The organism is Arthrobacter sp. TMN-50, assembly GCF_054511125.1.
This window is the reverse complement of record NZ_JBTNDG010000016.1, coordinates 22045-47794: the sequence shown is the minus strand read 5'-3', so window position 1 is coordinate 47794 and position 25750 is coordinate 22045. Positions and strand designations below refer to the sequence as shown.

At 63.0% G+C, this 25750-nt stretch carries 17 protein-coding genes and 1 riboswitch; of the genes, 12 read left to right on the top strand and 5 right to left on the bottom strand.

Features of this window, described 5'->3' with window-relative positions:
* Positions 1-404: 404 nt before the first annotated feature.
* The 7 genes from ACX80A_RS13930 to ACX80A_RS13900 all read left to right on the top strand — a co-directional run bounded on the left by ACX80A_RS13930 (position 405) and on the right by ACX80A_RS13900 (position 10812).
* Positions 405-1898 carry a hypothetical protein gene (locus ACX80A_RS13930; RefSeq protein WP_459260352.1) on the top strand — a complete coding sequence of 498 codons (1494 nt, stop codon included), beginning with the start codon at positions 405-407 and terminating at the stop codon, positions 1896-1898.
* A gap of 637 nt (positions 1899-2535) precedes the next feature.
* Positions 2536-2626, top strand: a riboswitch (SAM riboswitch).
* Between the two features lie 96 nt (positions 2627-2722).
* A complete protein-coding gene (locus ACX80A_RS13925) occupies positions 2723-4459 on the top strand; it encodes an ABC transporter substrate-binding protein (RefSeq protein ID WP_459260351.1) in 1737 nt (578 codons plus the stop codon).
* On the top strand, positions 4441-5424 hold the full coding sequence (locus tag ACX80A_RS13920; RefSeq protein ID WP_459260350.1) for an ABC transporter permease: 984 nt from the start codon (positions 4441-4443) through the stop codon (positions 5422-5424). Before ACX80A_RS13925 ends, ACX80A_RS13920 begins: the two co-directional genes overlap by 19 nt.
* 27 nt (positions 5425-5451) lie before the next feature.
* Positions 5452-6384 (top strand): ABC transporter permease, encoded by a 933-nt coding sequence (locus tag ACX80A_RS13915; RefSeq protein WP_459260349.1) that lies wholly within the window; start codon positions 5452-5454, stop codon positions 6382-6384.
* 13 nt (positions 6385-6397) lie between these two features.
* Positions 6398-8116, top strand: a complete 1719-nt coding sequence (locus ACX80A_RS13910) for a dipeptide ABC transporter ATP-binding protein (protein WP_459260348.1) — start codon at positions 6398-6400, stop codon at positions 8114-8116.
* 12 nt (positions 8117-8128) lie between these two features.
* Positions 8129-9415 (top strand): acyl-CoA dehydrogenase family protein, encoded by a 1287-nt coding sequence (locus ACX80A_RS13905; RefSeq protein WP_459260347.1) that lies wholly within the window; start codon positions 8129-8131, stop codon positions 9413-9415.
* On the top strand, positions 9415-10812 hold the full coding sequence (locus ACX80A_RS13900; protein ID WP_459260345.1) for an NtaA/DmoA family FMN-dependent monooxygenase: 1398 nt from the start codon (positions 9415-9417) through the stop codon (positions 10810-10812). The genes ACX80A_RS13905 and ACX80A_RS13900 overlap by 1 nt, the downstream gene beginning before the upstream one ends.
* Positions 10813-10815: 3 nt before the next feature.
* Here the strand turns inward: ACX80A_RS13900 and ACX80A_RS13895 are convergent, their stop codons facing one another.
* The gene (locus ACX80A_RS13895; protein WP_459260343.1) at positions 10816-13206 is read right to left on the bottom strand and encodes an ATP-binding cassette domain-containing protein; all 2391 of its coding nucleotides are present in this window, start codon (positions 13204-13206) and stop codon (positions 10816-10818) included.
* 233 nt (positions 13207-13439) lie between these two features.
* Between ACX80A_RS13895 and ACX80A_RS13890 the strand changes: the two genes are divergently transcribed.
* Positions 13440-14882, top strand: a complete 1443-nt coding sequence (locus ACX80A_RS13890) for a sensor histidine kinase (RefSeq protein ID WP_459260342.1) — start codon at positions 13440-13442, stop codon at positions 14880-14882.
* Positions 14883-14886: 4 nt separating this feature from the next.
* Here ACX80A_RS13890 and ACX80A_RS13885 read toward each other — a convergent pair whose 3' ends face one another.
* Entirely contained in the window at positions 14887-16944 is a 2058-nt protein-coding gene (locus tag ACX80A_RS13885) for a S9 family peptidase (RefSeq protein WP_459260341.1), read from the bottom strand.
* A gap of 57 nt (positions 16945-17001) precedes the next feature.
* Here ACX80A_RS13885 and ACX80A_RS13880 point away from each other — a divergent pair, with 57 nt between their 5' ends.
* The 4 genes from ACX80A_RS13880 (at position 17002) to ACX80A_RS13865 (ending at position 19927) form a co-directional block, all read left to right on the top strand.
* Positions 17002-17871, top strand: a complete 870-nt coding sequence (locus tag ACX80A_RS13880; RefSeq protein WP_459260340.1) for a putative RNA methyltransferase — start codon at positions 17002-17004, stop codon at positions 17869-17871.
* A gap of 106 nt (positions 17872-17977) precedes the next feature.
* Entirely contained in the window at positions 17978-18454 is a 477-nt protein-coding gene (locus ACX80A_RS13875) for an NfeD family protein (protein ID WP_459260339.1), read from the top strand.
* 26 nt (positions 18455-18480) lie between these two features.
* Positions 18481-19401 carry an SPFH domain-containing protein gene (locus ACX80A_RS13870; RefSeq protein WP_459260338.1) on the top strand — a complete coding sequence of 307 codons (921 nt, stop codon included), beginning with the start codon at positions 18481-18483 and terminating at the stop codon, positions 19399-19401.
* A 178-nt stretch (positions 19402-19579) separates the two neighbouring features.
* Entirely contained in the window at positions 19580-19927 is a 348-nt protein-coding gene (locus ACX80A_RS13865; protein WP_196840475.1) for an RNA polymerase-binding protein RbpA, read from the top strand.
* 103 nt (positions 19928-20030) lie between these two features.
* Here the strand turns inward: ACX80A_RS13865 and ACX80A_RS13860 are convergent, their stop codons facing one another.
* From ACX80A_RS13860 to ACX80A_RS13850, 3 genes are all read right to left on the bottom strand, one after another.
* Positions 20031-20774, bottom strand: a complete 744-nt coding sequence (locus ACX80A_RS13860; RefSeq protein WP_459260337.1) for a polyprenol monophosphomannose synthase — start codon at positions 20772-20774, stop codon at positions 20031-20033.
* Positions 20775-21187: 413 nt separating this feature from the next.
* Positions 21188-22849 (bottom strand): amidohydrolase, encoded by a 1662-nt coding sequence (locus ACX80A_RS13855; RefSeq protein ID WP_459260336.1) that lies wholly within the window; start codon positions 22847-22849, stop codon positions 21188-21190.
* Positions 22850-22904: 55 nt separating this feature from the next.
* The gene (locus tag ACX80A_RS13850; RefSeq protein WP_459260335.1) at positions 22905-25727 is read right to left on the bottom strand and encodes a DEAD/DEAH box helicase; all 2823 of its coding nucleotides are present in this window, start codon (positions 25725-25727) and stop codon (positions 22905-22907) included.
* Positions 25728-25750 lie beyond the last annotated feature (23 nt).

Below are 25750 nucleotides of genomic sequence, written 5' to 3'. Positions count from 1 at the left end.
CTCACCCGGCGGCCCAAGGGACACACCGTCACGCCCAAAAGCGGCCTCCACCCGATCAGCAGCGGCAAACTCAAAAACCCGGCCGATCAGAGGCCCGATGAAAAATCCGGGCTAGTAGGGGATGTCGGATGCGCGCAATACATCGCAGAGCAAGTCAACTCGATCGCTGTCTTCTCTGACATAGGAGATAAATACATGTTGGCTAGGCGCTTCGCTCACCCGACGACTCTACCGGCCCCTTTCTTCTCTCCGGCTCATCCAGCCAACCGTCACCGACAGTCCGGTAGGCCTCGAAAGCCTGCAAGGCCACCAGAAGCGCGGCCCACCGCATCGTGCCGCACGCCGACGCACTAAGGCCCAGCTCCACAAAAGGGCCTAGACTTCAGAGAAAACACTCGGGGAAAGTGAAAATTATGCCTAACGTCCAACCCGACATTCGACTATTTTTTTCTGAACATTTCGAAGTCGACGTTGAGCGCCTTGAGGATTACGGGGCCTTGGATATAAATGTGATCTCGGATCTACCCGTTTTCATCGACCCATTCCTGTTATTCCATAGCAATAAGGCGGATTACCAATCCCTTCATGAGGGCATCCTTCGATACCTTGGCTACTTGCGCGAGCGGGCATCTGAAGAGCTTGACCTCGGAACCATCAAAGAACTGTTCATGTTCCAAGAGGTCAAAGAAAACTGGCTCGGAGTGTGCCTTGGCGGCAACCGGGGAAGTGGGTTGGGCATCAAGTTCGCTAGGGGATTGAAAGCATCGTTGAACGATATATTTCAAGATTTTGGCGATGAGAAGGTCACAAGGAGCAGCCACCTAGAAAAGGTCTGTCTTCTGCAGGAAGGGGTTGGCAAGGACAACATCAGCGACTTCACGACGAATCTAATTAAAGAGTTCCTTCTGGAGTACACACAGACCTTCGCTCGGGCCCAACTTGACCCCAAGCACTGCAAAGTTTTTAATGTACCCCGTGCTCGATTCAATTATGAGACCGAGGTATGGCAACACTTGAAGTTCTATCTCCCCGCAAGGGGTTCAGAGTTCTTCATACTCACACCCATCGATATATTGACGAAGGAAGATACCTGGATCAGCAATCATGATCTGATCTCTGGTTTTGATCGGTTGCCGGATGCCATACCAGACGACCAGCAGCGGGCTAGAGTCAATTCCTACTTCACAAAACAACTAGGACTGAAGCCAAAACGCGAAGACGTCAGCCGCGCAGTCCAGCGGACGATCCGCACCTTCCCGGAACTTATAGATCACTACATTCGCTTGAAGGAGGATGAAGGGGACCAAGCGGAACGGCTTAGCACAGAGCGTGTTCGTGAGATGAAGCAGCTCCTTATCGACTCTGTGAAAGAAGTATCGAAGGAACTCGCAACGACCAGCGACTTCAATGATCTACCTTGGAACAGTTTCCAAGAAACTCGAGCAAGGATCCTAGCCTTCAAACGTTTCATTGAAGACCAAGAAGGGTACCAGCTCCTAAACAAGGAAGGGCGAGTTGCGGGAACAGAGAAAGACGCGCAGCTAATCTTCTACTGTCTGTGGCACGGATCAGCCTTCGATGTTAACCGAGAACCAAACAATGGCAGAGGGCCCGTGGATTATGCTGTCAGTAAGGGATCAGGCGATAAAACCCTCGTGGAGATGAAGCTGGGCAAGAACTCACAGTTGAAGCGAAACCTTGAGCACCAAGTCCCAATTTATGAGGCGGCGAACAACACGAACAAGTCGTTCAAGCTGATCCTTTGCTATACGGCGGAAGAAATTGTCCGAGTACAAACCGTACTTCGTGAACTCAATCTTCATGAGTCACCAAACGTCTTCGTCATCGACGCCCGCAATGACAACAAGCCATCAGCTTCAAAGGCGACCTCCCACTGAATGAAGCGGCTCTCAGGAGGCCGCTACCGACGAACGGCAGAGCTCTTTCCGGCTAAAAGTACTCATCGCAGCTGGGCACCGGGAACCTCAGTTTTCGAGACCAGTACGAACGCCCGTCCGGGCCTCCCAGCAGTGCGCCACTTCTGTGAACATGTTGCGGCATTGGGCGAATATATGTCACAACCTCAAGTTCCTGATTTGATAGAGACAAAGTCCTCTGGTGCGGTTGTCAGCACGGTGGACGAACAGCGCCGCTCGTCAGATTTGTGCATGCACCCACTATGTTGAACAGTCACTCACCAATCGTCAATGACTCCGAAACAACTCGTCCCAACTCAACATGTCGCGCTAACGGTTTGAACGAATGTTCGAGAGGACCATCAAAGACGCACCTTGCTGCGTCTTTACTCATCCGCCAGTACCGGCGCGCCATCAGCGAGCTCGGCAGCTGCCGGGCAGCCTGCCTCACCTCAAGCCAGAGTGATTGAGGTGCAATCTAAAAGCTGAAAGAAAACTGTCGGTCAATTCGACGGCCAATGTTTCGCCGAAAGTCGTGTCAGTCACGATTTTCTTGATCGGCCAATCGATATGCGATTAGATCGCCGTAGTCCACCGGGTATCGCTCCCCGGGACTGAACCACCATCCAGAGCGGCTGAGAGACCTGGCTCGTTGAAGCCGCAGCAACCACCCCTTCGGGGGCCGGTGCTACTGCCAGGACCGATGGAGATAGCCTTGTCCCCCGTTGGTATCGACCTCCTTTCTGGCGGTCCGATGCTTCAGCGTGAGCGGATAGGGAACCTCGATCACTATTGAAAGGATCGGCATGATTTCCCACCCCGCTTCACGCGACCACCCCGCTTCACGCGACCACCCCGCTTCACGCGACCACCCCGCTTCACGCGACCACCACGTTCGGCTGAACAGTCAGCTCACGAGGGTCACCGCGCGGCGACCATTTAGGGTGACAGCCCTGCTCAGCATCGCCGCGCTGGCCCTGACCGCCTGCGGTTCGGCTGCGAACACCGCCGCGGGCCCGGACGTCGCGACCGGTGACCCCGTTGAGGGTGGAACCCTGGTGTACGCAGAGGTGACGCCGATCAACAACTGGCAGACCCAATCCGCACGGTTCTATGAGAAATCGAACGTCCTCCATAGTGTGCTGGATCGACTCACCTACTTCGACCCCGAGCAGGGTGAGTTGGTTCCCTGGATCGCCTCTGAATTCTCCGGTAATGATGACGCCACCGAGTTCACCTTCACCATCCGACCCGGTGTCACCTTCAGCGATGGTGCCCCCCTGGACGCTGAGGCCGTGAAGCTCAACTTCGATGCTCTGGGCCTCGGGATTGAGGCAGCCCAGATTCAGCCGAACGTGGATTTCGCCGGCTACAAGTCGGCCGAGGTGATCGGCGAGGACCAGGTACGCGTCACGTTGTCGTCCCCCAACGCAAACTTCCTGCGCGCAACCTCGTCGGTCACGGCAGGGCTCGTGTCCCCCGCCACACTGGAACTGGATGCCGCCGGACAATCGGCCATCGCACAAATTTCGGGGTCCGGACCCTTCACCTTCGAGTCGGAGAAACCCGACGAAGAAGTAGTCCTCGCCAAGCGGGCGGACTACGCTTGGGCTCCTGAGACTGCCGCGAATCAGGGAGATGCCTACCTGGACAAGGTGGTCATCAAGTATCTGCCCGAAGTGGCCCACCGCGCGGGGGCAGTTCAATCGGGGCAGGTGGACCTGGTACGCGGCCTGCAGCCGCTCGACGAGGAGACGCTCGCGGCCACCGGCAACCAGGTTCTGCCTGCGGAAGGGGTGGACCTGACCGCCAACATGGCGGCGGTGCGCATCGGGAGCGGAAAGCTTGCCGACGAGAACGTTCGCCGGGCCCTGCAGATTGGCATTGACCGGCAAAGTCTCAAGGAAACCGTTCTGTCTGACAGCTACGACCTCGCTGCCTCCGTGCTGAACCGCCAGGCGCCCGGATTCACCGATTTGTCCGAGGAGCTCGAGTATCAACCGGACGAGGCCAATCGACTGCTTGACGACGCCGGCTGGCAGGTCGGACCGGACGGGATCCGCACGAAGGGCGGAGTTGAACTTGAAGTCACCGTGACGAGTTCCAACAATTCGGTGGTCATCAAGCCCGCCTTCGAACTGATCGAACAGCAGTGGCGGGAGTTGGGCGTCAAGCTCAACAACCGGGCTGGTGACAATACTTTCCTGGCGACGGCAATGCCAGACCCATCGGTCGAGTTCTTCGGAACCCGGCAGTTCATCTACGGCGGTCTTGGCCCGATCTTCGAGCCAGCCAACAACACGATGACGCACACGAGCGACGAAGACCTGAACGCGATCTTTGCTGCTGAACGCGCTGCAGCGCCAGGCCCGGAGCGGGATGAGCTGCTGGCGGAAGAGCAATACGCGCTGGTGGTCGACAAGGCGTACTCGCTGGTGCTGTGGGACGAGGTCCAGGTTTACGGCGCCCACAGTGACACCCATGTGGAGTTTACGTCTGGCACTGCCCCGGTGTTCCAAGGCGCATGGAAAACGGGTGGCTAGCACCGATGGCCCGCTACCTCGTGCAACGGATTGGTCAGGCGCTTCTCGTGGTCTGGCTTGCCTACACTCTCGTCTTCCTCGCGGTGCAACTTCTGCCCAGCGATCCGGTGACGATCTTCCTGACCTCAGACTCTGCGGTCGATCAGGCAGCAATCGACACCATGAAAAGCCAGTACGGCTATGACCAGCCGTTGCCGGTGCAATACCTGAGTCAACTAGTGGGTCTCCTCTCGGGAGACTTCGGCTACTCGCTGGCATCCGGTGAGTCGGTCCTGGACCGGATCAGCGGTGTCGCCGGGTCCACCGTGGCACTTGCAGGGTCGGCCTTTATCCTCGCAGTGCTGATCGCCGTCCTCATCGTCGCCAGCGCCACCCTGACCCGGTCAGGCGCGCTTCGTCGAGTGCTCGTGAATCTGCCTCCCCTGTTCGCAGCCATTCCCGCGTTCTGGCTCGGACTGGTTCTGCTGGATCTGCTGTCGATTCGTTGGGGCGTGATGTCGTTGTTCCCGGACGGTTCCTTCCTGTCTCTCGCGGTCCCCGTACTGGTGCTTGCGACAGTGGTCTCGGCTCCCGTCGCCCAGGTCTTGTTGAAGTGCGTGAATCAGGTTTACGAGCAGCCCTTCATCGACGTTCTTCGGGCGAAAGGGGCTTCACGGACCTGGATCTTCTTCCGGCATGCCCTGAAGAACGCGGCCGGCCCGGCCCTGACCATTACGGGCATCACGGTGGGTAGCCTCTTCGCGGGATCAGTCATCACTGAAACCGTCTTCGCCCGATCGGGTCTGGGCTCGGTGGTGCTGACGGCTGTTACTACCCAGGATGTGCCGCTTGTGCAGGGGCTCGTTCTCCTGACGGCGACGGTTTTCGTCGTCGTCAATCTGGCCGTCGATCTGATGTACCCGTTGCTTGATCCCCGCATCCTCAAAAGCAACGGCCAAGGGGCCCCTCGGGCCCTAGCCGCTTGATGACCTACTTCCGATTGAGGTTTTTTCATGTCAGCCTTCAATGATTCCAACCACCAGGTTTATCCTGCCAGCGTCGGTCCAGTACCGTCCGTCGGCCCAGTGACGACGATCGGACCCGGCGTCGTGCCCACCACTGGGCGGGCCGGACCGGGCTCCCGTCGCCGCTTTCAGAATCCCGCCCTGTGGTTGATGGCGCTGCCTTTGGGGGTCGTCGCTGCCTGGGCGCTCGCTCCTGAATGGTTCACCACCTACTCGCCGCTTGACGGTGTGCCCCGCGATAACTTCCAGGCACCGGATGTCAGGCACCTCTTCGGTACGGATCATCTTGGCCGGGACGTCTTCACGAGGGTGGTGTTTGGGACACGGCAAACCCTTCTGACCGCAGGGCTGGCCGTCCTCATCGGTCTGGTCGTGGGGACTCTCGTTGGGGTGATCGCAGCCACCGCGGGACGCGCCGCCGATGCCACCGCCATGCGACTCGTGGACGTGTTGCTGGCCGTGCCTGGATTCCTGATCTCGCTGGTTATCGTCACTGCGTTCTCCCCCGGCCCCATCTCGCTGGGTGTCGGCATCGGCATCGCGTCGGTCGCGTCCTTCGCACGGGTCGTCCGGTCAGAGGTGTTGCGGGTGCGGAACCTGGACTTCATCGAGGCGTCGTTCCTCAATGGCGGTACCTACTGGTCCGTTGTTGTTCGCCACCTCCTGCCGAATGCCAGCGGACCTGTCCTGGCGCTGCTCGCAGTCGACCTGGGCGCCGCCATTCTGGCCATCTCCGGACTGGGATTCCTCGGGTTTGGTGCTCCCCCGCCAACCCCCGAATGGGGACTCCTGATCGCCGAGGGGCGGCAATACCTTGGCACCGCGTGGTGGCTCACTACCCTGCCAGGCCTCGTCATCGTGCTCACAGTCATCCTGCTAGCCGCCCTCGGACGGCAGCTCCTCAACACCTTCCGAATCTAGTCAGGAGCACCAAGTGAACAGCAACGAAGCACCCATCGCCCCGGCTGCGGCCCCCGGACGGACCCCGCGTCGCGCAGACGAATCTCTTCTGACCGTGCGCGGCCTAACGATCGAGTATGGACGCGGTGACAGTGCGAAGACCGCCGTCGACGACGTCGATTTCACCATCTATCGGGGTGAGATCGTTGCACTGGTTGGCGAATCAGGGTCTGGAAAATCCACTCTGGTCAAGTCGATTATCGGACTGCTTCCGGCAACAGCACAGCGCACCGCGGGGTCCATCTCGCTAAGGGGAACCATTCTGACCGAGGCCCGGGAAAGGGAACTTGAGCGGATCCGAGGCCGGCGGATTTCCCTGGTACCGCAGGATCCCGGTGCTTCGCTCGATCCGGTCAAAACCGTCGGCTCCCAACTGGCGGAGGTCTTCCACCTGCACCGCGACGGCCAGCGGCGCACCCGTCAATCAGTTCGGGCGGAGGTCCTCCGGTTGCTCGACCTGGTGGGTATCGATCGTCCAGAGGAACGACTGAAGCAGTATCCCCATGAACTCTCAGGCGGTCTTAAGCAACGTGTGCTCATCGCGATTGCCTTCAGCTTGCAACCTGAACTGCTTATCGCCGACGAGCCAACCTCTGCCCTCGATGTGACCGTCCAGGCAAAGATCCTTCAGATCTTCGAACGACTGGCAACCGAATTTGGTACTGCCGTGGTCTTTGTGACCCACGACCTCGCGGTGGCAACCGACCACGCAGCGCGTATTGCGGTCATGCGGCGGGGTCGCATCGTAGAGAACCGTTCGGTGACCGACATTCTTGATGCTCCCGAAGACGAATACACGGCAAGGCTGCTCGACGAGGCCTCTCCACACCGCTGTCCCGCGCAGGCAGGCGCAGTCTCCCTGCACGAGCCAGCTGCACCACCGGCAGTTGAGGTTCGCGGTCTTACCCGGGACTTCAGCAGGGCGGGTGAGCGGCACCGGGCGGTCGACGGGGTGTCATTCAGCATCGCCCAGGGAACCACATTCGCCCTGGTGGGCGAGTCGGGCTCAGGTAAGTCAACCACCGCCCGCATGATCCTCCGCCTCCTCGATCCTGGGGCTGGTCAGATCCTCGTTCAGGGAGAAGATGTCACGTCGGCTTCGCGTGCCCAGAAGAGGGAGCTTTGGCGGAACTTGCAGCTGGTCTACCAGAACCCCGACTCAGCGCTCGACCCTCGCCTACCGATCCGGGCGATCATTGGCGAGCCGCTCCGGAACTACCGGGTCGGCTCCCGGGCCTCGCGGCACAGCCACGTCGCTAACCTCCTCGAACAGGTCGATCTTGCGCCTGGCCTCGCCGGTAAACGGCCCCAGGAGCTGTCGGGTGGCCAGCGCCAGCGCGTTGCCATTGCCCGTGCACTCGCGCTCGGCGCCAGGACGCTGGTCTTGGACGAGGCCCTGTCCGCGCTCGATGTACTGACCCAGGCGCAGATCCTCGACCTCCTTGCGCACCTGCAGCAAAACCTTGGACTGAGTTACCTTTTCATCTCGCATGACCTCCACGTCGTTGAACGGATCTCCACGACAGTCGGCGTCATGCGCCGGGGAAAGCTGGTCGAAACAGGCCCGACGGCTGACGTCTTCACCTCCCCCGCCCACGAGTACACCCAGCTGCTCCTCGATTCCAACCCCGGTCACCGCCTCCGAGCCCTCAGCGTTCCACACCGCGGCGTTGCCGCATTTTCCGCTATCTAAAAGGACAGGCCCATGACGACGACGCCCACCATCCAGCCCATCGCACCACACCACAGCGGACCAGGGATCAGTCCGGCTGCCGGAGAGGCCAGATACGAGGAGCTCGCCGCCCGCTTCCGCCCCGTTTTTCACCGCATCGCGGAGGGTGCACTGGCCCGTGAAACAGACCGGATCCTGCCCTTCGACCAGGTGGGGTGGCTCAGGGACGCAGGATTTACCACCCTACGCGTCCCCGCCCGCTTCGGCGGCGACCCGGTGAGCCACGAACACCTCTTTCGGCTGGTGATTGAACTGGCCGAGGCGGACTCGAACGTCTCGCATCTGTTGCGATCCCACTTTTCGTTTGTTGAGACGGCCGCGTTGCAGTCCGCCGATTTCCAGGACCGCTGGTTCCCCCGGATCGCCGGTGGTCAAATCTTCGGCAACGCCGCCACTGAACGCTCAGGAAATGCCCTGGGCACCACCCAGACCCGGCTACACCAGGAGGAAGGGCAATGGTTTCTCACCGGTGAGAAGTTCTACACCACCGGCAGCATCTTCGCTGACTGGGTGGTGGTGATGGCGAGCACCGAGGGTGTTGAAGGGAGGCAATACGGTCTGGTGAAGGCCGACGATCCGCGGGTCACCCTCGTGGATGACTGGGATGGCTTTGGGCAGCCGCTCACGGGCACAGGAACAGCCATCTTCGACCGGGTGCCGGTCGAGTCTGGGGATATCCTGCAGCGCAAAGTGACGAGCTCGCTTGAACCAGCGTTCTTCCAGCTTTTCCTCCTCGCGGTCCTGGCGGGGATTGGACGAGCAGCGCTCCGCGACGCGGCGCACCTGGTGCGAACGCGGACGCGCACCTTCAACACGGGATCTGGGGGCCTGTTCCGGAATGACCCCCAGATCCAGGAACACGTGGGTGTCCTGGCATCGAAAGTCTATGCCGCCGAAGCCATTGTGACTGCGGCGGCCCGGGACCTCGACGCCGCATCAAATCCCGACCTGGCGCTGGCCGCCGAGGCAGGCTTCCTCCGCGCCGAACTCGCGGTCGAGCGGGCCCACATCGGTGTTCCACCGCTGGTGCTCGCGGCTACCAGCGAACTCTTCGATGTCACTGGAGCGTCGGCTGTGAGTCGAGGCCAGGCGCTGGACCGCCACTGGCGTAACGCGAGAACCGTCGCCACCCACAACCCGGCGCTTTTCAAGGCGCGCTCGGTTGGTGACTACCTGATCAACGGAACCACTCCTGCCGGGCTTAACAGCATTGGCGACGCCGCAACCCACCCACAGACCACTACCGGAGGTAACCCCTGATGTCAGTCTTCACCGAGCGGCCCCGTCTGCTCCTCAGCGCTTTTGCCATGAATACCACCAGCCACATCCTGGGCGGTCAATGGCGTCACCCGGACGCCCAGCAGCACCGTTTCAATGACTTGCGGCTCTGGACGGACCTTGCAAGGACCCTGGAGGACGCAAAATTCGATGCGCTGTTCCTCGCAGACGTCGTCGGGCTGTACGGCAACCACGGCGGCGACTGGACCTCCCACGTGGAGCGGGGGCTTCAGGTACCCGCCAACGATCCACTGGTCCTGCAGTCAGCGTTGGCGGCAACCACCGAACATCTCGGCCTGGCCCTGACCAGTTCCGTGGTCCAGGCAGAACCTTTCCAATTTGCCCGCCAGCTGTCCACCCTGGATCACCTCAGCGACGGCCGGGTCGCCTGGAACGTTGTCACCAGCGTGCTGGAGAACTCGTTCAGGAACTTCGGCCACGACGGGCTGATCAAACACGACAGCCGCTATGACTGGGCGGATGAGTACCTGGACGTCTGCTACAAGCTGTGGGAAGGCTCCTGGGACGACGACGCACTGCTGCAAAACAAGCTGACGGGTCGCCACGCGGACCCGTCGAAGGTCCACAAAATCAACCACCAGGGGGCACGCTATTCAGTGGAGGGCCCCCACCTGGTGGCACCCTCACCACAGCGCACGCCCTTGCTTTTTCAAGCCGGGTCGTCCGGCCGGGGGCAGCACTTCGCTGCAGCGAATGCCGAGGCCGCGTTCCTTTTTGCACCGAACGTCGACTATGCCCGGAAGACGACCGCTTCGGTACGTGCCCTCGCACGGGAATTGGGCCGACGCGACGATGACATCAAGTTCTTCGCTGGGCTGTCGTTCGTGGTCGGCTCCACTGAAGCTGAGGTTTCGCGCAAGCAGGCGGAGCTTGACGGCTATCTGGACCTGGACATGATCGTGGCGCACATTGGGGGCGGTATCGGCGTTGACCTGGGTGGGCTCCCCCTCGAAACCACGCTCGGGGACGTCCGCACCGACGGGGCCCGTGGCGTCCTCGAGGCACTGTTCGCTTCGGTTCCGGGTGGGAACCCAACCATCGCCGACGTTGCCCGTTATCGAGCCTACAACCAGCAGATTTCCGGCACCCCGGAACAGATTGTGGACCAGCTTGAAACCTGGCAGGAGGCGGGAATCGACGGCGTGAACATCATCAACCAGACCATCCCAGGGTCGTATCAGGATTTCATCGACGGGGTCCTTCCCGAACTGCGCAAGCGGGGCTTGGCCCAGACCGACTACCGGCCCGGGACGCTCAGGGAGAAGCTCTTCGGCCAGGATGCTCACCTTCCGGACCGTCACCCAGCCTCCAGATACCGAGGATCATTCGCCGCTTCGGAACCCCTGCGGGTGGGCTAGGTCTCAGAGACCGACGTACGCCGCCAGATGCTCGCCGGTCAACGTCGATCTGGCGGCAACCAGCTCGGCCGGCGTGCCCTCGAAGACCACCTCGCCGCCGTCCGTGCCCGCGCCCGGGCCAAGGTCGATCAGCCAGTCGGCGTGAGCCATCACGGCCTGATGGTGTTCGATCACCAGCACCGACTTACCCGAGTCGACCAGCCGGTCCAGCAAACCCAGCAGGTTCTGCACATCGGCCAGGTGCAGACCGGTGGTCGGCTCGTCAAGCACGTACACGTCTCCCTTGTCAGCCATCTGCGTGGCGAGCTTGACGCGCTGCCGCTCACCACCGGACAAGGTGGTGAGCGGCTGTCCCAGCGTCAGATAGCCGAGGCCGACGTCGATCAGCCGGTCAAGGATCTTGTGTGCCGCCGGTGTGCGGGCCTCGCCCGCGCTGAAGAATGTTTCGGCCTCAGTCATCGACATGGCCAGGACCTCTGAAATATTGCGGCCGCCCAGCGTGTACTCAAGCACCGACGCCTGGAATCTCCTCCCGTCGCAGTCTTCACAGGTGGACTCGACGGTGGCCATCACCCCCAGCTCGGTGAAGATGATGCCTGCACCGTTGCAGGTGGAACAGGCGCCCTCCGAATTGGAGCTGAACAGAGCCGGCTTCACACCGTTCGCCTTCGCGAAAGACTTCCGGATTGGCTCCAGCAGGCCCGTATAGGTAGCAGGGTTACTCCGACGGGAGCCCTTGATGGCGCCCTGATCAATGACCACCACTCCGTCACCGCCGGCCACCGACCCATGGATCAGCGAACTCTTACCCGAGCCTGCCACTCCGGTGATCACGCACAGGACGCCCAACGGGATATCAACGTCCACGTTCCGAAGATTGTGCATCGAGGCGTGGCGCACCTTGAGCGTGCCCGACGGCGCCCGCACCGTGTCCTTGACGGCAGCCCGATCGTCGAGGTGCCGGCCGGTCATCGTGTTGCTGGAGCGCAGCCCGTCAACATTCCCCTCGAAGCAAACGTTGCCACCTTCGGTGCCGGCACCCGGGCCCAGATCTATCACATGGTCAGCGATGGCGATGGTTTCCGGTTTATGCTCAACCACGAGCACGGTGTTCCCCTTGTCGCGCAACTGGAGGAGCAGTCCATTCATCCGCTCAATGTCGTGGGGGTGCAGACCGATGGTCGGTTCGTCGAAGACGTAGGTGACATCGGTCAAGGACGACCCGAGGTGCCGGATCATTTTGGTCCGCTGCGCCTCTCCCCCGGACAACGTGCCAGCCGGACGGTCGAGGGACAGATAACCCAACCCGATCCCGGCAAACGAGTCCAGCAGGTGCTGCAACCCCATCAGAAGCGGCGCAACCGACGGTTCGTCGAGGCCACGAACCCACCTGGCCAGCTCATCGATCTGCATGCTGCAGAGGTCGGCAATGTTCCTGCCCTCGATCCTCGATGACCTGGCTTCCGGGCTGAGCCGGGTTCCCCGACACTCAGGGCACGACTGAAAGGTGATAGCTCGCTCAACGAATGCCCTGATGTGGGGTTGCATCGCTTCGACGTCCTTGGAGAGCATTGACTTCTGAATTTTCGGGATGACGCCCTCAAAGGTGAGGTTGATGCCCTCCACCTTGACCTTGGTGGGCTCCTGATGGAGCAGGTTGTCGAGTTCCTTCTTGCTGAATTTCCCAAGCGGCTTGTCAAGATCGAAACCGGCACCGCTGAAGATGCGGCCGTACCAACCGTCCATGCTGTAACCGGGCACGGTGAGGCCCCCCTCCGCCAAGGATTTGGTCTCGTCGAACAGCGCTGTGAGGTCGAAGTCGGTGACTGATCCCATTCCCTCGCACCGCGGGCACATACCGCCCAGATAGACGGCGTCCCTGACCACGCTCTTCTCAACCCGTCCGCCCCTGTCGGTGCTCATTACTCCGCTGGCCTTGCGGGTGGGCACGTTGAAGGAGAAGGCGGTCGGGGGTCCCACGAAGGGGGATCCGAGCTGACTGAAGAGGATCCGCAGCATCGCGTTGGCGTCGGTGGCGGTGCCGACGGTGGACCGGGGGTTCGCGCCCATCCGCTCCTGGTCGACGATGATCGCCGTCGTCAGACCTTCAAGATGGTCGACGTCGGGCCGGGCCAGGCTCGGCATGAACCCCTGCACAAACGCGCTATAGGTCTCGTTGATCATCCGCTGGGACTCGGCAGCGATGGTGGCGAAGACCAGTGAGCTCTTTCCTGAACCGGACACACCGGTGAACACCGTCAGCCGGCGCTTCGGGATCTCAACGGTGATGTCCTTGAGGTTGTTTTCGCGGGCTCCCTCGACACGGATCAGATCGTGTTGATCCGCGGAGTGTAATCCTGGCTCATGCGCTTCGGTCGTCATCGACGTGCTCATGGTGTCTCCGTCCTGCCGACGGCCGCAGCGGCGGTTCCGGACGGCGTTGTTAGCCTCATGCTCACCAGCATCCAACAGTACTGCCGATTCTGCTGCAGACCCGGGCCGCCTGGCAACGCTGCCCGGAGAAATCAGTTCAACCCGTTGGTCGGCGCCACGACGTCGAATGGCTGGGCGTACCCCGCAGCCGGGCTGGTCAGGGAGAGCTCGGCTCCGGGGCTTAGTGTAGCCATATGAGAGGGACTACTCCGTGGCGCTGGACGTCGAGCATCCGCGTCCGCATCGTCGCCGTCGTGGTGGTCCTGCTGGTGCTGTCCTCGGTGGGCTCGGTGCTGTTGCTGCGACTCGTGCTTTTCGAACGTCTCGACGAGGAGATCAGCACCAGTCTGGACCGCGAGGCCGAAGAGTTCATGCTCCTGGCCGGCGGAGTCGACCCGCGGACCGGCGATCCGTTTGGCGAAGACCTTGCGGCGATCTTCGACGTGTACTTCTCCCGTGAGATTGCTGATGAGGGTGAGACCCTGCTCGCTTTCATCGACGGTGAGCCGTACCAGTCCCGGCGGGCCCAGCAGGTACCCGATCCCGAGGAGTACCGGAGCACCGTGGATTACTGGCTGGGGCTTGAGGAGATGGAGAAGGGAACCCTCGACACGCCGGCAGGCAACACCAGTTACGTGGCCGTACCCGTGACCGGCGACCCCGCCGATGGCCTGTTCGTGGTGGCGAATTTCCCCGCCAACGAACAGAGCGAGATTGATCGGGCCGTGCAGACGCAGCTGATTGTCCAGCTCGGCACCACCATCCTGGCGTCCCTGCTCAGCCTGGCGCTCGCCGGGAGGGTGCTCCGACCGCTCAGGTCACTGGCCGAGACGGCAAGGATCATCTCGGACACCGACCTTTCCCGGCGCATCGGAACGACGGGAAAGGACGAGGCATCCCAGATTGCCGACGCCTTCAACGACATGCTGGCCCGGCTGGAGCAGTCCTTCACGACCCAACGGCAGTTCCTCGACGACACCAGCCATGAGCTGAGAACTCCGCTCACGGTGATCAGGGGGCATATGGAGCTCCTCGACCTCGACGAAACGCCGGCAGAACGCGCTGCGACCGTTGCGCTGGTTACCGATGAGGTGGACCGGATGAACCAGATTGTCTCGGATCTCTTTGTGCTGGCGCGCGCAGAGCGACCTGATTTCCTGCAGCGGGACCGGGTTGATGTGAGAGAGCTGGTGCTGAGCGTTTACCGAAAGATGACAGCGCTGGCCGACCGTGACTGGCAGGTTGCTACCCCCGAACCGGTGATGATTCTTGCAGACCGGCACCGGGTCACGCAGGCACTACTCCAGCTGGCGGACAACGCGGTGAAATTCACCACCGACGGCGCCACCATCAGGCTCGGCGCCGACGTCGAGCCCGATCGGGTGTGCTTGTGGGTGCTGGACACCGGCCCGGGAATCCCGCCCCAGGACGCCGATGGGATCTTTACCCGGTTCAACCGTGGCTCGGGCCGGGAGACGGCGAAAACGGGCGGCGCTGGCCTCGGGCTGTCCATCGTCGCGGCGATCGCCGAAGCCCACGGCGGCAGCGCAGCCCTGGTCCCCCGGCCAGGATGGGGTGCATGCTTCGAAATAGTGCTCCCCCGCCACGCTGCGCTGCCGCCGTCGACCTCCGGCTAGCCGGCTACGACGGCTGGTTCTGGGCGGTGGGTAGATATGTGGCCCACCATCGGAGGATGTGCTCGAACCGCTGCCGGCGGTGCCACGGGGATCCGGCACGGGACAGTTCGTGGGTCTCCCCAGGGAACACCAGCAGCTCGGTGGGTACACCGCGCAGCTTCAGTGCCGTGTAATAGCGCTGGGCCTGCTCCAGCGGGCAGCGCAGGTCCTCCTCCGAGTGCACCACGAAGGTGGGTGTCTGCACCTGATCCACGTGGGCGAAGGGATTCTGCGCCTTCACCTGCTCCGGGTCGGACCCGGTGTACGCGTCGGAGAAGAACCAGCCGATGTCCGAAGAGCCCACGAACGACGGCGGGTCCAGGTACCCACGCTCCACCACTGCCGCAGTAAACCGGTGGTCCTGGGAGATGGTCCACGCGGTCAGGTAACCGCCATACGATCCGCCCATCACTCCCAGCCGTTCCCGGTCGAGGGTTGGGTACTTATCCAACGCGCCCTCAAGGAAGCCGATGACATCCAGGAGGTCAACGGTTCCCATCGCTCCTTTGATCACCCGGCCGTGCTCCTGCCCGTATCCGGCCGCACCGCGGGGATTGCACATGACGACGGCGTAGCCGGCGTCGACGTAAACCTGGGCTTCATCGAAGTAGCCCCAGCCGTACTGGGCGAACGGTCCACCGTGGATGTTGAGCAGCACCGGGTGGGGTCCCTCCCCCTCGGGTTGAAGCACCCAGCCATGGACGCCGTGCCCGTCGCTGGCGGTGAACGTCTCCTCCACTGGGGGAACCACAGTGGTCTGTGCGCGCAGGTTTTCCGACAGATCGGTCAACGGCGTGAGGGTCCCCCCGGACACTACTGCCAGGTCCCCCATCGTGGTCGGACCGGTGTACGCCGCCACGACGGCATCCCCCGCAGCCGCCGCGCCCGTCACGATCAGCTCGTCGTCGACGAGGGTGGTCGCAGCCCCGTTGGCTGACACCTCAAGCAGGGTGCCCCTGCCACGGGTGCGGTTGAACACCAGCACCGAGTCGGTGCCGCGTGGCACAATGTCGCCTACCTCACCGAGGTCGAGCGTCTCGGCGTCGGTGATGGCGCGCGCTTCGTCGGGCGGGTTGGTGGGAGCGACATAGAGGGCAGTGTTGCGGGCCAGGAAGTCCAGCCCGTCCTCGGACAGGTCGCTCCCGAGAAAGAACAGCCAGTTGCCGTCGAGGCTTTCAACCGGTCGGTTACAGCCCACCTTGGCGCCGGAGCCGCGGTTGGTGAGCCGGACGACGTCGGACCCGTCAAGGGCCATCGAGTAGATGTCGGTGTGCAGGGTGGTGTCGGCGTCGGGATGCAGCGCGGCGGTAAACAGGATACGTTTCCCATCCCGGGTGAACATCGGCTCGTTATGGTCGGCGTCCGCCATGGATAGCTGCACAGCGTCGGGCAGGCCCTTGGCCGCGGCTCCGGACGACAAGGTCGAGGGGTCCCCTGTTTTGGCGGCCTTGTCAGCGGCTTCCTTGGCCCGGCCCACCGGCTCCACAAACGGCTCGGCGTCGAGGGGCGGCACGTCCAGGACGAAAATCTGATTTCGCTTGTCCAGTGAGTAGCCCAGGCCGTTCAGCCGGTATTGGAACGTGGTGATCAGGCGTGGATCCTCAAGGCCCGGCCCGACGCCGTCGACAGTCCCATAGCGCCCATCCTCGGGAACCCGGGAAGTGAAAACGAGTCTGGAGGCGTCGGGTGACCAGGTGAACGTCCCGACCCCCAGCTTCTGGTCGGTCAACGCCTGCGGTTCGCCGCCGCGGCTGTCCACGATCATCAGCTGAGGCTTGCCGCCCGGCGCGGACCGCAGAAAAGCGATCGCGGTACCGTCGGGCGAATACTGGGGCGCGGTGTCACGGAAACCCCGCGTCAGCCGCCGGGCTGTGCCGCCGGGTACCGCGAGGTCCCACAGCTGTCCGACGTACGTGTCGGCGTCGAAATCGGGTCGGGTCACCGAGACGACGCAGCGCTGCGCATCGGGTGAGAGCGATGGTGAACTTACGGACTGGAGGTGATTCAGCTCATGTGGTTTCACACGTCCGAGACTAGATCAGTCGCCGGGCGTTCCCAATTCCGGCCCTAGGATGAAACCATGCCCCGCCTCCCGGAGAACCTGCTGCGCTGCCCCGTGTGCGCCGGTCGGCTCGAACCCTCGGGGTCCGGACGAACCCTCGGCTGCACCACCGGCCACCGCTTCGATGCAGCACGGCAGGGCTACTTCAACCTGCTTACCGGGCGGGGCACAGCGTTCCAGCCGGATACACCGGTCATGGTGCAGGCGCGCTCCGATTTCCTCGGCGCCGGCCATTACGGCCCTCTGCAAACTGCGGTGGGCGACCTCGCGCAACGGCATGTACCCGACCCCCGGGTCATTCTCGACGCGGGCGCTGGCACCGGCTACTACGTTGCCGAGCTGCAGCGCAGACACCCGGGTGCGGCTCTCGTTGCGCTCGACATTTCAAAGTTTGCCTTGCGCCGCGCCGCGTCGATCCTCGGCGACGGCGTGTGCCTGGTGTGGGATGTGTGGCGCACCCTCCCGGTGCGTGACGCCGCGGTGGACGTAATGATCAACATCTTCGCCCCCCGCAACCCCGACGAGTTCCAGCGGGTGCTGGCACCAGAGGGTGTGCTGCTGGTCGTGACCCCGCTGCCCGGGCATCTCGCCGAGATTGCCGACGACGCCGGGCTCCTCGCTGTGCGACCCGACAAGGCCGATGGGGTGGCCACCTCTCTGGCCGGCCTGTTCGAAGAAGTCGAGGCGGTCGCCGTTGGCTACACGTTGCAGCTATCCCCCACCGATATCTACAACGTTGCACTGATGGGCCCAGCGGGCCACCACCTGGTGGCGCCCGACCTGGCGGCAGGGTTGGTCGAATTCCCCGAGCGAACGGCGGTCAGCGCCAGATTCACCGTTCAGGTGTTCCGGCGCTCCGCCGGATCGCCGACGCTTGCGGATGGATAACAACCGCCCTCCAAGGCCCCCGATCCCTAGGTTTCGCCCCGTCGTTTTGGCATGATAGAAGAACGCACTCCGCGCGCTCACCGGCGCCCTAGCCCAAGGGGAAGACATGTTCGAGTGGCTTATGGAGAACGGCTGGATTCTCTGGTTGATCCTGTTCCTTGGTCTGGCCGCTGTGGAGACGCTCACCCTCGACCTGTTCTTCGTCATGATGGCCATGGGCGCATTGGCGGCCATGATCAGCACCTTCCTCGGGGCGGCCTTCTTCCTTCAGGTGATTGTCTTCTGCGTGGTATCGCTCCTCATGGTGCTGGTGGTGCGCCCAATAGCGTTGAAACACCTCAAACGCGGGTCGCCTGAGCAACTCAGCAACATCGACCGGTTGATCGGCGAGACGGCTCTCACCCTCGACGTGGTGACCGGTGAATCCGGCACCGTGAAAATCGGCGGCGATACCTGGTCGGCCCGCACCCTCGATGGCTCACTGATTCCCGCAGGCGAACGCGTTGCGGTCTCCCGGATTGACGGCGCGACGGCGCTGATCAGCGCACCAGCCCGCCCGCAAGCCGCCGACTCTTCCAACTAACGTGCTACCAAACCAAAGGGGAACCCATGCCTACCGACGCAGGGGCCATCGGACTGACCGTCGTCTTGATTGCCCTAATCATTTTCGTCCTGATCGTCCTCGTGAAATCGGTGCGAATCATTCCGCAGGCCCGGGCCGGCGTCGTCGAGCGGCTCGGGAAGTACCAGCGGACCCTGCAGCCCGGCCTGACCATCCTGATTCCCTTCGTTGACCGACTGCTCCCCCTGCTCGACCTGCGCGAACAGGTGGTGTCCTTCCCGCCCCAGCCGGTCATAACTGAAGACAACCTGGTGGTGTCCATCGACACCGTGGTCTACTTCCAGGTGACCGACCCCAGGGCGGCAACCTACGAGATCGCCAATTACATTCAGGCGGTTGAACAGCTCACCACCACCACCCTCCGTAACGTGGTCGGTGGACTGAACCTTGAAGAAGCCCTGACGTCCCGTGACCAGATCAACGGCCAGTTGCGTGGTGTGCTCGATGAGGCGACCGGCCGCTGGGGCATCCGCGTATCCCGGGTGGAACTCAAAGCCATCGACCCGCCCCTGTCAATCCAGGATTCAATGGAAAAGCAGATGCGTGCCGAGCGGGATCGACGCGCGGCCATCCTGACCGCCGAGGGCACCAAGCAGTCGCAAATCCTCACGGCAGAGGGTCAGCGGCAGGCAGCGATCCTCGCGGCCGAGGGAGACGCCAAGGCCGCCATCCTGCGTGCCGACGGCGAATCGCAGGCCATCCAGAAAGTCTTCGACGCCATCCACAAAGGCAATCCGACGCAGAAACTCCTCGCCTACCAGTACCTGCAGACACTCCCGAAGCTCGCCGAAGGATCGGCCAACAAGCTCTGGATAATTCCCAGCGAGGTGGGCGAGGCGCTCAAGGGAATCGGGAATGTGCTGGGCAACGCGACGGCTGACGCCCCGGACAGCGAGCTGAAAAGCTGACCAACCGGTTTCGGTTTGCGCCCTGTCCCGGCGTATAATTGGGTGTTTGCCGTAGTTTCGCTGGTCTGGTTGGGAACAGACTCTAATTCCACAGCGTTATGTAGATGGCAGGTTGCGGTAGCCAATACCGCGCCACCGTCCGCCGTTACGGATGCCAAATTGTTGAGTAGGAGAATACATGAGCGATCGTAGCTTGCGCGGAATGCGCCTCGGAGCGCAAAGCATGGAGACTGAGTCCGGGGTTGAGCCGGCTCCACGGCAGCGGGTTGAATACCGTTGCGGAGACGGCGAGCGGGTGTTCGTCACTTTTGCTGCGGAAGCCGACGTTCCACCGATCTGGGTGTCCAAGACCGGTAAGGAAGCACTGCTGGTGGATGGGGAACGCCCCGACACGTCGGGAGACAAGCCCGTGCGAACCCACTGGGACATGCTGCTGGAGCGCCGCAGCATGGACGAACTGGAACAGATTCTTCAGGACCGGTTGACCATCCTGCGGGAACGCCGCGGAGAGCGTCGTTCCGCCTAGCCGGAACATCAACGCACCGAGCCGGGTCGGGCGCCGAAAGGTAAACGGCCCGGCTTCTTTGTGCCCGCAGGTAGTTCTTGTACGACCCGCGTTGAGGTCTTTCTCAGGCGCCCCGGTTGGGAAGTGCGCGCCTGGTCAGTGCACGCCAGCGGGCGGCGATCCCCCAGCGGGTGACGTTGACAATGGCCTCCAGCACAATTCCACCGCTCATCTTCGACGCCCCGAATTCCCGCTCCACGAACGTGATGGGAACCTCGACGATCGTCAGGCCCAGGGACGCCACCCGGAAGGTCATATCCACCTGGAAGCCATATCCCACCGAGTCGACGGTGGTCAGGTCAACCTTCTCGAGGGTTTCCCGGCGGAACGCACGATAGCCGGCGGTGATATCCCGGACACTGATACCCAGCATGAGCCGCGAATAGGTGCTTCCTGCCCGGGACAGCAGCTTTCTGCGGTGCGGCCAGTTCACCACGCTGCCACCGGGGACCCAGCGGGACCCGATGACCAGGTCCGCGGAGGCGACCTGATCGAGCAGGGATTGCAGCTGTTCCGGCCGGTGGGAGCCGTCAGCATCCATTTCCACCAGGACGTCATACCCGGCGTCGAGACCCCACGCGAATCCGGCAAGGTAGGCGGCCCCGAGTCCCGCCTTGCCAGTGCGGTGCAGAACGTGGATCTGCGGGTCGGCGCCAGCGAGGGTATCGGCAAGATCCCCGGTGCCGTCCGGGCTGTTGTCGTCCACCACGAGGACATCCGAGTGAGGTACCACGCGGCGCAACCGGGCGACGGTCAGAGGTAGCGACTCGAACTCGTTGTAGGTGGGAATGATGGTGACGACTCGCACTCAGGCAACCTTTGATCAAGTAGCAAATGCGCCCTGGGCGCAGGCGTCCCGTGGGCCGGAACCAAACGATCAGTATATTGGATGCCCGGACAGGACCGAAAAGGGTACGTTGTTGAAGTCCAACGCCGGTGGTCAGAAAACCGGGTAGATTCACGCGCCTTCGGGCCAGCACGGATCCTGACGAATCACAGCTGTTTTCTACTGACGCGCGAACCTACCCGTTTTGAGGTTACCGATGCCGCGACGCATGGGAGGCCCATCCCAACAATCGGTGGCTGCCTGAAACTGCGCCGAATCGGCTCGGTCGGGTCATCGGTGGTGCTGGATTTCTCGACCCGTTGATTTGCAAGCTTACGTGCTGTGCGGCACGTGTCAACAGCTCTCTGACCTGCGCAAACGCTTGTTTATGCAGGTCAGGACGCTGGGCGCAGCGCTGAGGGGATTTCGCTGAAACCCTCGGCCAGGTAGAGCTGGCGGCCCCGGTGGACCGTCTCCAGGCAGACCGGATCCGACCCGGTGTCGAGCGCCGGCAGGAGAGGAGTGCCCGCCCGAGGATCGGTACTCCAGGACTGCACCCGGCTGTCGGCAGTCTGAACCATTAGCTCCTCCACCTCCCAGACCGCGTACGACGCGGGGGCCCCGGGAACCAGTTGACCGAGCAGGGGGTGAGCCGAGCCGACGGCGCGCCAGCCAGCCCTGGTGTGGGCGATAAAGGCCGCCCGGGCGGAAATCCGGTGGGCAGGGTTGTGGTGCATCACGCTGGCCCGGAGGGTGGCCCATGGGTCGAGGGAGGTCACCGGGCTGTCCGAGCCAAAGCACAGCGGGACACCTGCAGCCAGGAAGCCCGCGAAGGGATTCAGTCCGGCAGCCCGCTCGGCGCCTAGCCGCTGGGTGTACATGCCGTCGGTGGCACCCCAGTGCGCATCAAAGGCTGGTTGTGCGCTTACGGTAATCCCGAAGTGCACCAGTTGGGCGATGGCCTCGGTGTCGGCGAACTCTACGTGTTCGAGCCGGTGGCGTGCCTTCCGGACCGCCTCGATCCCGTGCGCGTCGGCGGTCGCGGCCATGCCCTGCAGGACCACGTCGAGGCCGGCGTCGCCAATCACATGGAACCCGGCCTGCATACCCATGCGTGTCGCAGCACCGAGGTGGGCGGCGACGTCGTCGGCCGCGAGGAAGACTGAGCCCTGATGGGTGTGATCGTCGGAGTAGGGCTGGCGAAGGGCGGCGGTGCGGGAGCCGATTGACCCGTCAACGTTGAGGTCTCCTCCCAACCCGGCCAGGCGCCCGCCGAAGAGGTCGACCACCTCACTGAGCTCGGCCGCCGAGGTGACCGCCTGCCCCCAGTACGCCAGGATCTCCGGGAGGTGCTCGCCCTGCGTTTGCTCCCCCAGACGGAGCAGCGACTGCAGGTCGGCAGCGGGTGAAATATGCGGTGCTCCCATTTCAGTGACGGCGACGATGCCGTTGGCTGCCGCCCGGTGGAGTGCGGCGCGCTGGTAGGAGGATCGTTCCGCATCGTTGAGGGTCCGCGAGGCGAGGCGTGCCGTGACGTGGGCGTCCCGCACCACGAAGCCGTTGTCCCAGCCATCAAGCGCCGTCAACCCGAGCCTGGCGGCGAAGGACCCTGACACGACAGCCGAATGGACATCAACCCGCGCCAGATAGACGGGTTTCCCTCCCCCGGCCGCATCGAGCTGCTGAGCTGTGGGGATCGTCCGCTCCGACCAGCGGGACTCGTCCCAGCTGTGCCCCAACACCGTGTGAGCGCCGTTGTCTGCTGCGGTGGCCACCCGGTCCAGCAGGTCGGTGACGCTCGTGCAGTCTGACAAATCGATGGATTCCAACGCCAGCCCAGTCTCGGTGGTGTGGACATGGGAATCCACGAACCCCGGGGTGATGAGCGCACCGGCCAGATCGACGACGGTCATGGTGGAGTCGGCCAGCGACTCTGCTGCATGCTCGGAGCCGATCCACGCAACAGTATCGCCGTCCACCAGCATCGCCGTGGCGAACGGGTCCGCGGCGCAGTAGACCGAACCGTTGCGGTAGAGAACGGGGCGAGGCGGGGTCATGGGGGCTCCAGACGGTGTGGAAAAAGGTATGAAGAAAAGGTGTGAGAGTAGTGGACTAATCGCCGATGGCTGAGTAGGCCACCACGCCGCGACGGATGAGACCAATCGCATCAATGCATAACCGGCGCTGGCCAGGTGGTAGATCGTCGATCTTAGCGATTTGATCCAGCAGGTCAATGACCTGTTTGGTCCACCGCACAAAATCGCCTGCCGCCAGTTCGGTGCCGCTCAGCGCAGCCTGCAGCGCCTTGCCCCTGGCCCACTTGTGCATGGGCCAGACCAGGCCCAGCTCTGGCTCCCCGGTGACCGGAAGTTTGAACTGTTCCTCCAGATCGGTCAGTGCCGACCATTGGCGGACGACGACGTCGATCGAGGAGTCCAGCGCAGCGCTGGGCAGCTTCGGCCGCAGAGCACGTTCCTCCCGCTTGGCTTGATAGACCAGCACCGACGCCAGCGCGGCAGTGTCCGCGGGGTCAAGGCCGTCGAAAGCACCATGTTCCAGTGACAGGGCAATCAACAGATCCTTCTCGCCATAGACCCGACGCAGTTTGCGGCCAGCGGCGGTGACCGTAGTGCCCGAGGCGGTGTCCTGCAGGTAGCCGTAGTGGAGGAGGACGTCAGACACGCGGTCAAAGGTTTTCGCGATGGTATTGGTCCGGCCACGGATCTGACCGGTGAGACGGTCTGTTTCCCGGCGCAGCTTCCACCAGCGTTCGGCCCATCGGGCGTGCTGCTCCCGGTCGCTACAGCCGTGGCAGGGGTGGGCTCGCAGTTTTCGCCGGAGCTCGGCGATGGCCGCCTCCTGACGCTCGGTGACCGCTGTGTGGAAGCCGTCATGGGTGGCCGACCCCCTGCGCGGCGGGCGTTTGTCGTGAAGTGCGTTCCGCAGTGACGAGCTCAGGTCCCGCCGGTCCTTGGGGCTGCGGGCGTTGAAGTTCTTGGGAATCCTGATGTGGGACAGCACCTCCAGCGGCCCACTGAGGTCCTGCACTCCGACCCGCCGGATCTGTTTATCCTCGGTGAGCACGGTGGGACGCGGTTCCCGTGCGGTATCGGCGCTCAGGACCACCGCGTACCCCTGGCTGCGTCCGGCCGGGAGGTCAACGACGTCGCCGGGACGCAGCAGTTCCAGCGACGAGGCGGCCGCCGACCGTCTGCTGCGGGAATTGGTTTTCGCCGCATTATCTTCGAGATCCGACAGTTCCCGGCGGAGTTTCGAGTACCCGGCGAAGTCGCCCAGGTGGCAGGTCATGGACTGTTCGTAGCCCTTCAGCGACTCCTCGCGGGTCCTCACCTGCTTCGCGAGTCCCACCACAGAACGGTCCGCCTGAAACTGGGCAAACGAGGTTTCAAGGATTTTCCGCGACCGATCCTGGCCGAACTGGGCCACCAGGTTGATGCTCATGTTGTAGGTGGGGCGGAAGCTGGAATGCAGCGGGTAAGTGCGGCGGGACGCTAGTCCCGCCACGGCGCCCGGGTCGGTACCGGGCTGCCACAGCACGACGGCGTGGCCTTCCACATCAATCCCCCGGCGGCCGGCGCGGCCTGTCAACTGGGTGTACTCGCCCGCCGTGACATTGACATGCGCTTCACCGTTGAACTTGTCCAGTTTCTCCAGGACCACCGACCGGGCTGGCATGTTCACGCCGAGGGCCAGGGTCTCGGTGGCAAACACCGCCTTCACCAGACCCAGGGCAAAGAGTTTCTCCACCACCTCCTTGAAGGTGGGGAGCATCCCTGCATGGTGGGCTGAGAAACCCCTGATCAGTCCTTCCCGCCACTCCCAGAATCCGAGGACCGCGAGATCTTCGGGCGGCAGGTCGACGGCCGCCTCATCGACGCGCCGGCCGATGATTTCGCGTTCCGGCTCGGTGGTCAGCCAGAGGCCAGCGTCGAGGCACTGGCCGACTGCCGCTTCGCAGCCGTTACGGGAGAAGATGAAGGTGATTGCCGGGAGCAGGCCGTCCCGGTCGAGGGCGCTGATGACCTGGGGCCGGCTGGCACGCCGCACCCGGGACGCAGCCTGGGGTGGTTTCTTCGCCGGTACCCTCCCCCGCCGGGGCCCGCCGGCTCCCCAGCTGGAACGCTGATTCAGCCGGGTTTCCGAGTTCGCCAGGTCGAGGAGCTCGGGATTCACCTCATAGCGGTCCTGGGCTCCGACATCGGCTCCGGCGGGTGCCGCCTCGTCAAAGGCCACGTCGCCAGCGAAGAGATCCATCAGTTTCTGGCCCACCATGACGTGCTGCCAGAGGGGGACGGGTCGGTGCTCGGAGACGACCACATCCGTGTCCCCCCGCACGGTGTCGAGCCAGGCGCCGAATTCCTCCGCGTTGGAGACCGTGGCACTGAGGGACACCAGCCTGACTTCGGAAGGCAAATGAATGATCACTTCCTCCCACACGGCGCCGCGGAACCGGTCGGCGAGGTAATGCACCTCATCCATCACGACGTACCCCAGGTCATCGAGGGTGTCCGAGTTGGCGTACAGCATGTTCCGCAACACTTCGGTGGTCATGACGACGACGGCGGCGTCGGGGTTGATTGAGGTGTCACCGGTGAGCAGGCCCACCCGGTCCGCTCCGTATACGGCGCAGAGCTCCGAGTATTTCTGGTTGCTGAGCGCCTTGATCGGGGTGGTGTAGAACGCTTTCAGCCGCTTTTCCAGCGCAAGATAGACGGCGAATTCACCGACCACGGTTTTTCCCGCCCCGGTCGGTGCAGCGACGAGGACTCCGCGCCCAGCTTCGAGGCAGACGCAGGCATCCCGCTGAAACGGGTCCAGGTCGAAACCCAGGGTCATTTCGAACTGAAACAGTGAAGATGCTGTGTGTGCGGTGCGCGCCCGTGCTAGCTGGTACCGCTCGGCGGGGGAGGTCATAGGATCAAGCCTAAGCTGTCCCG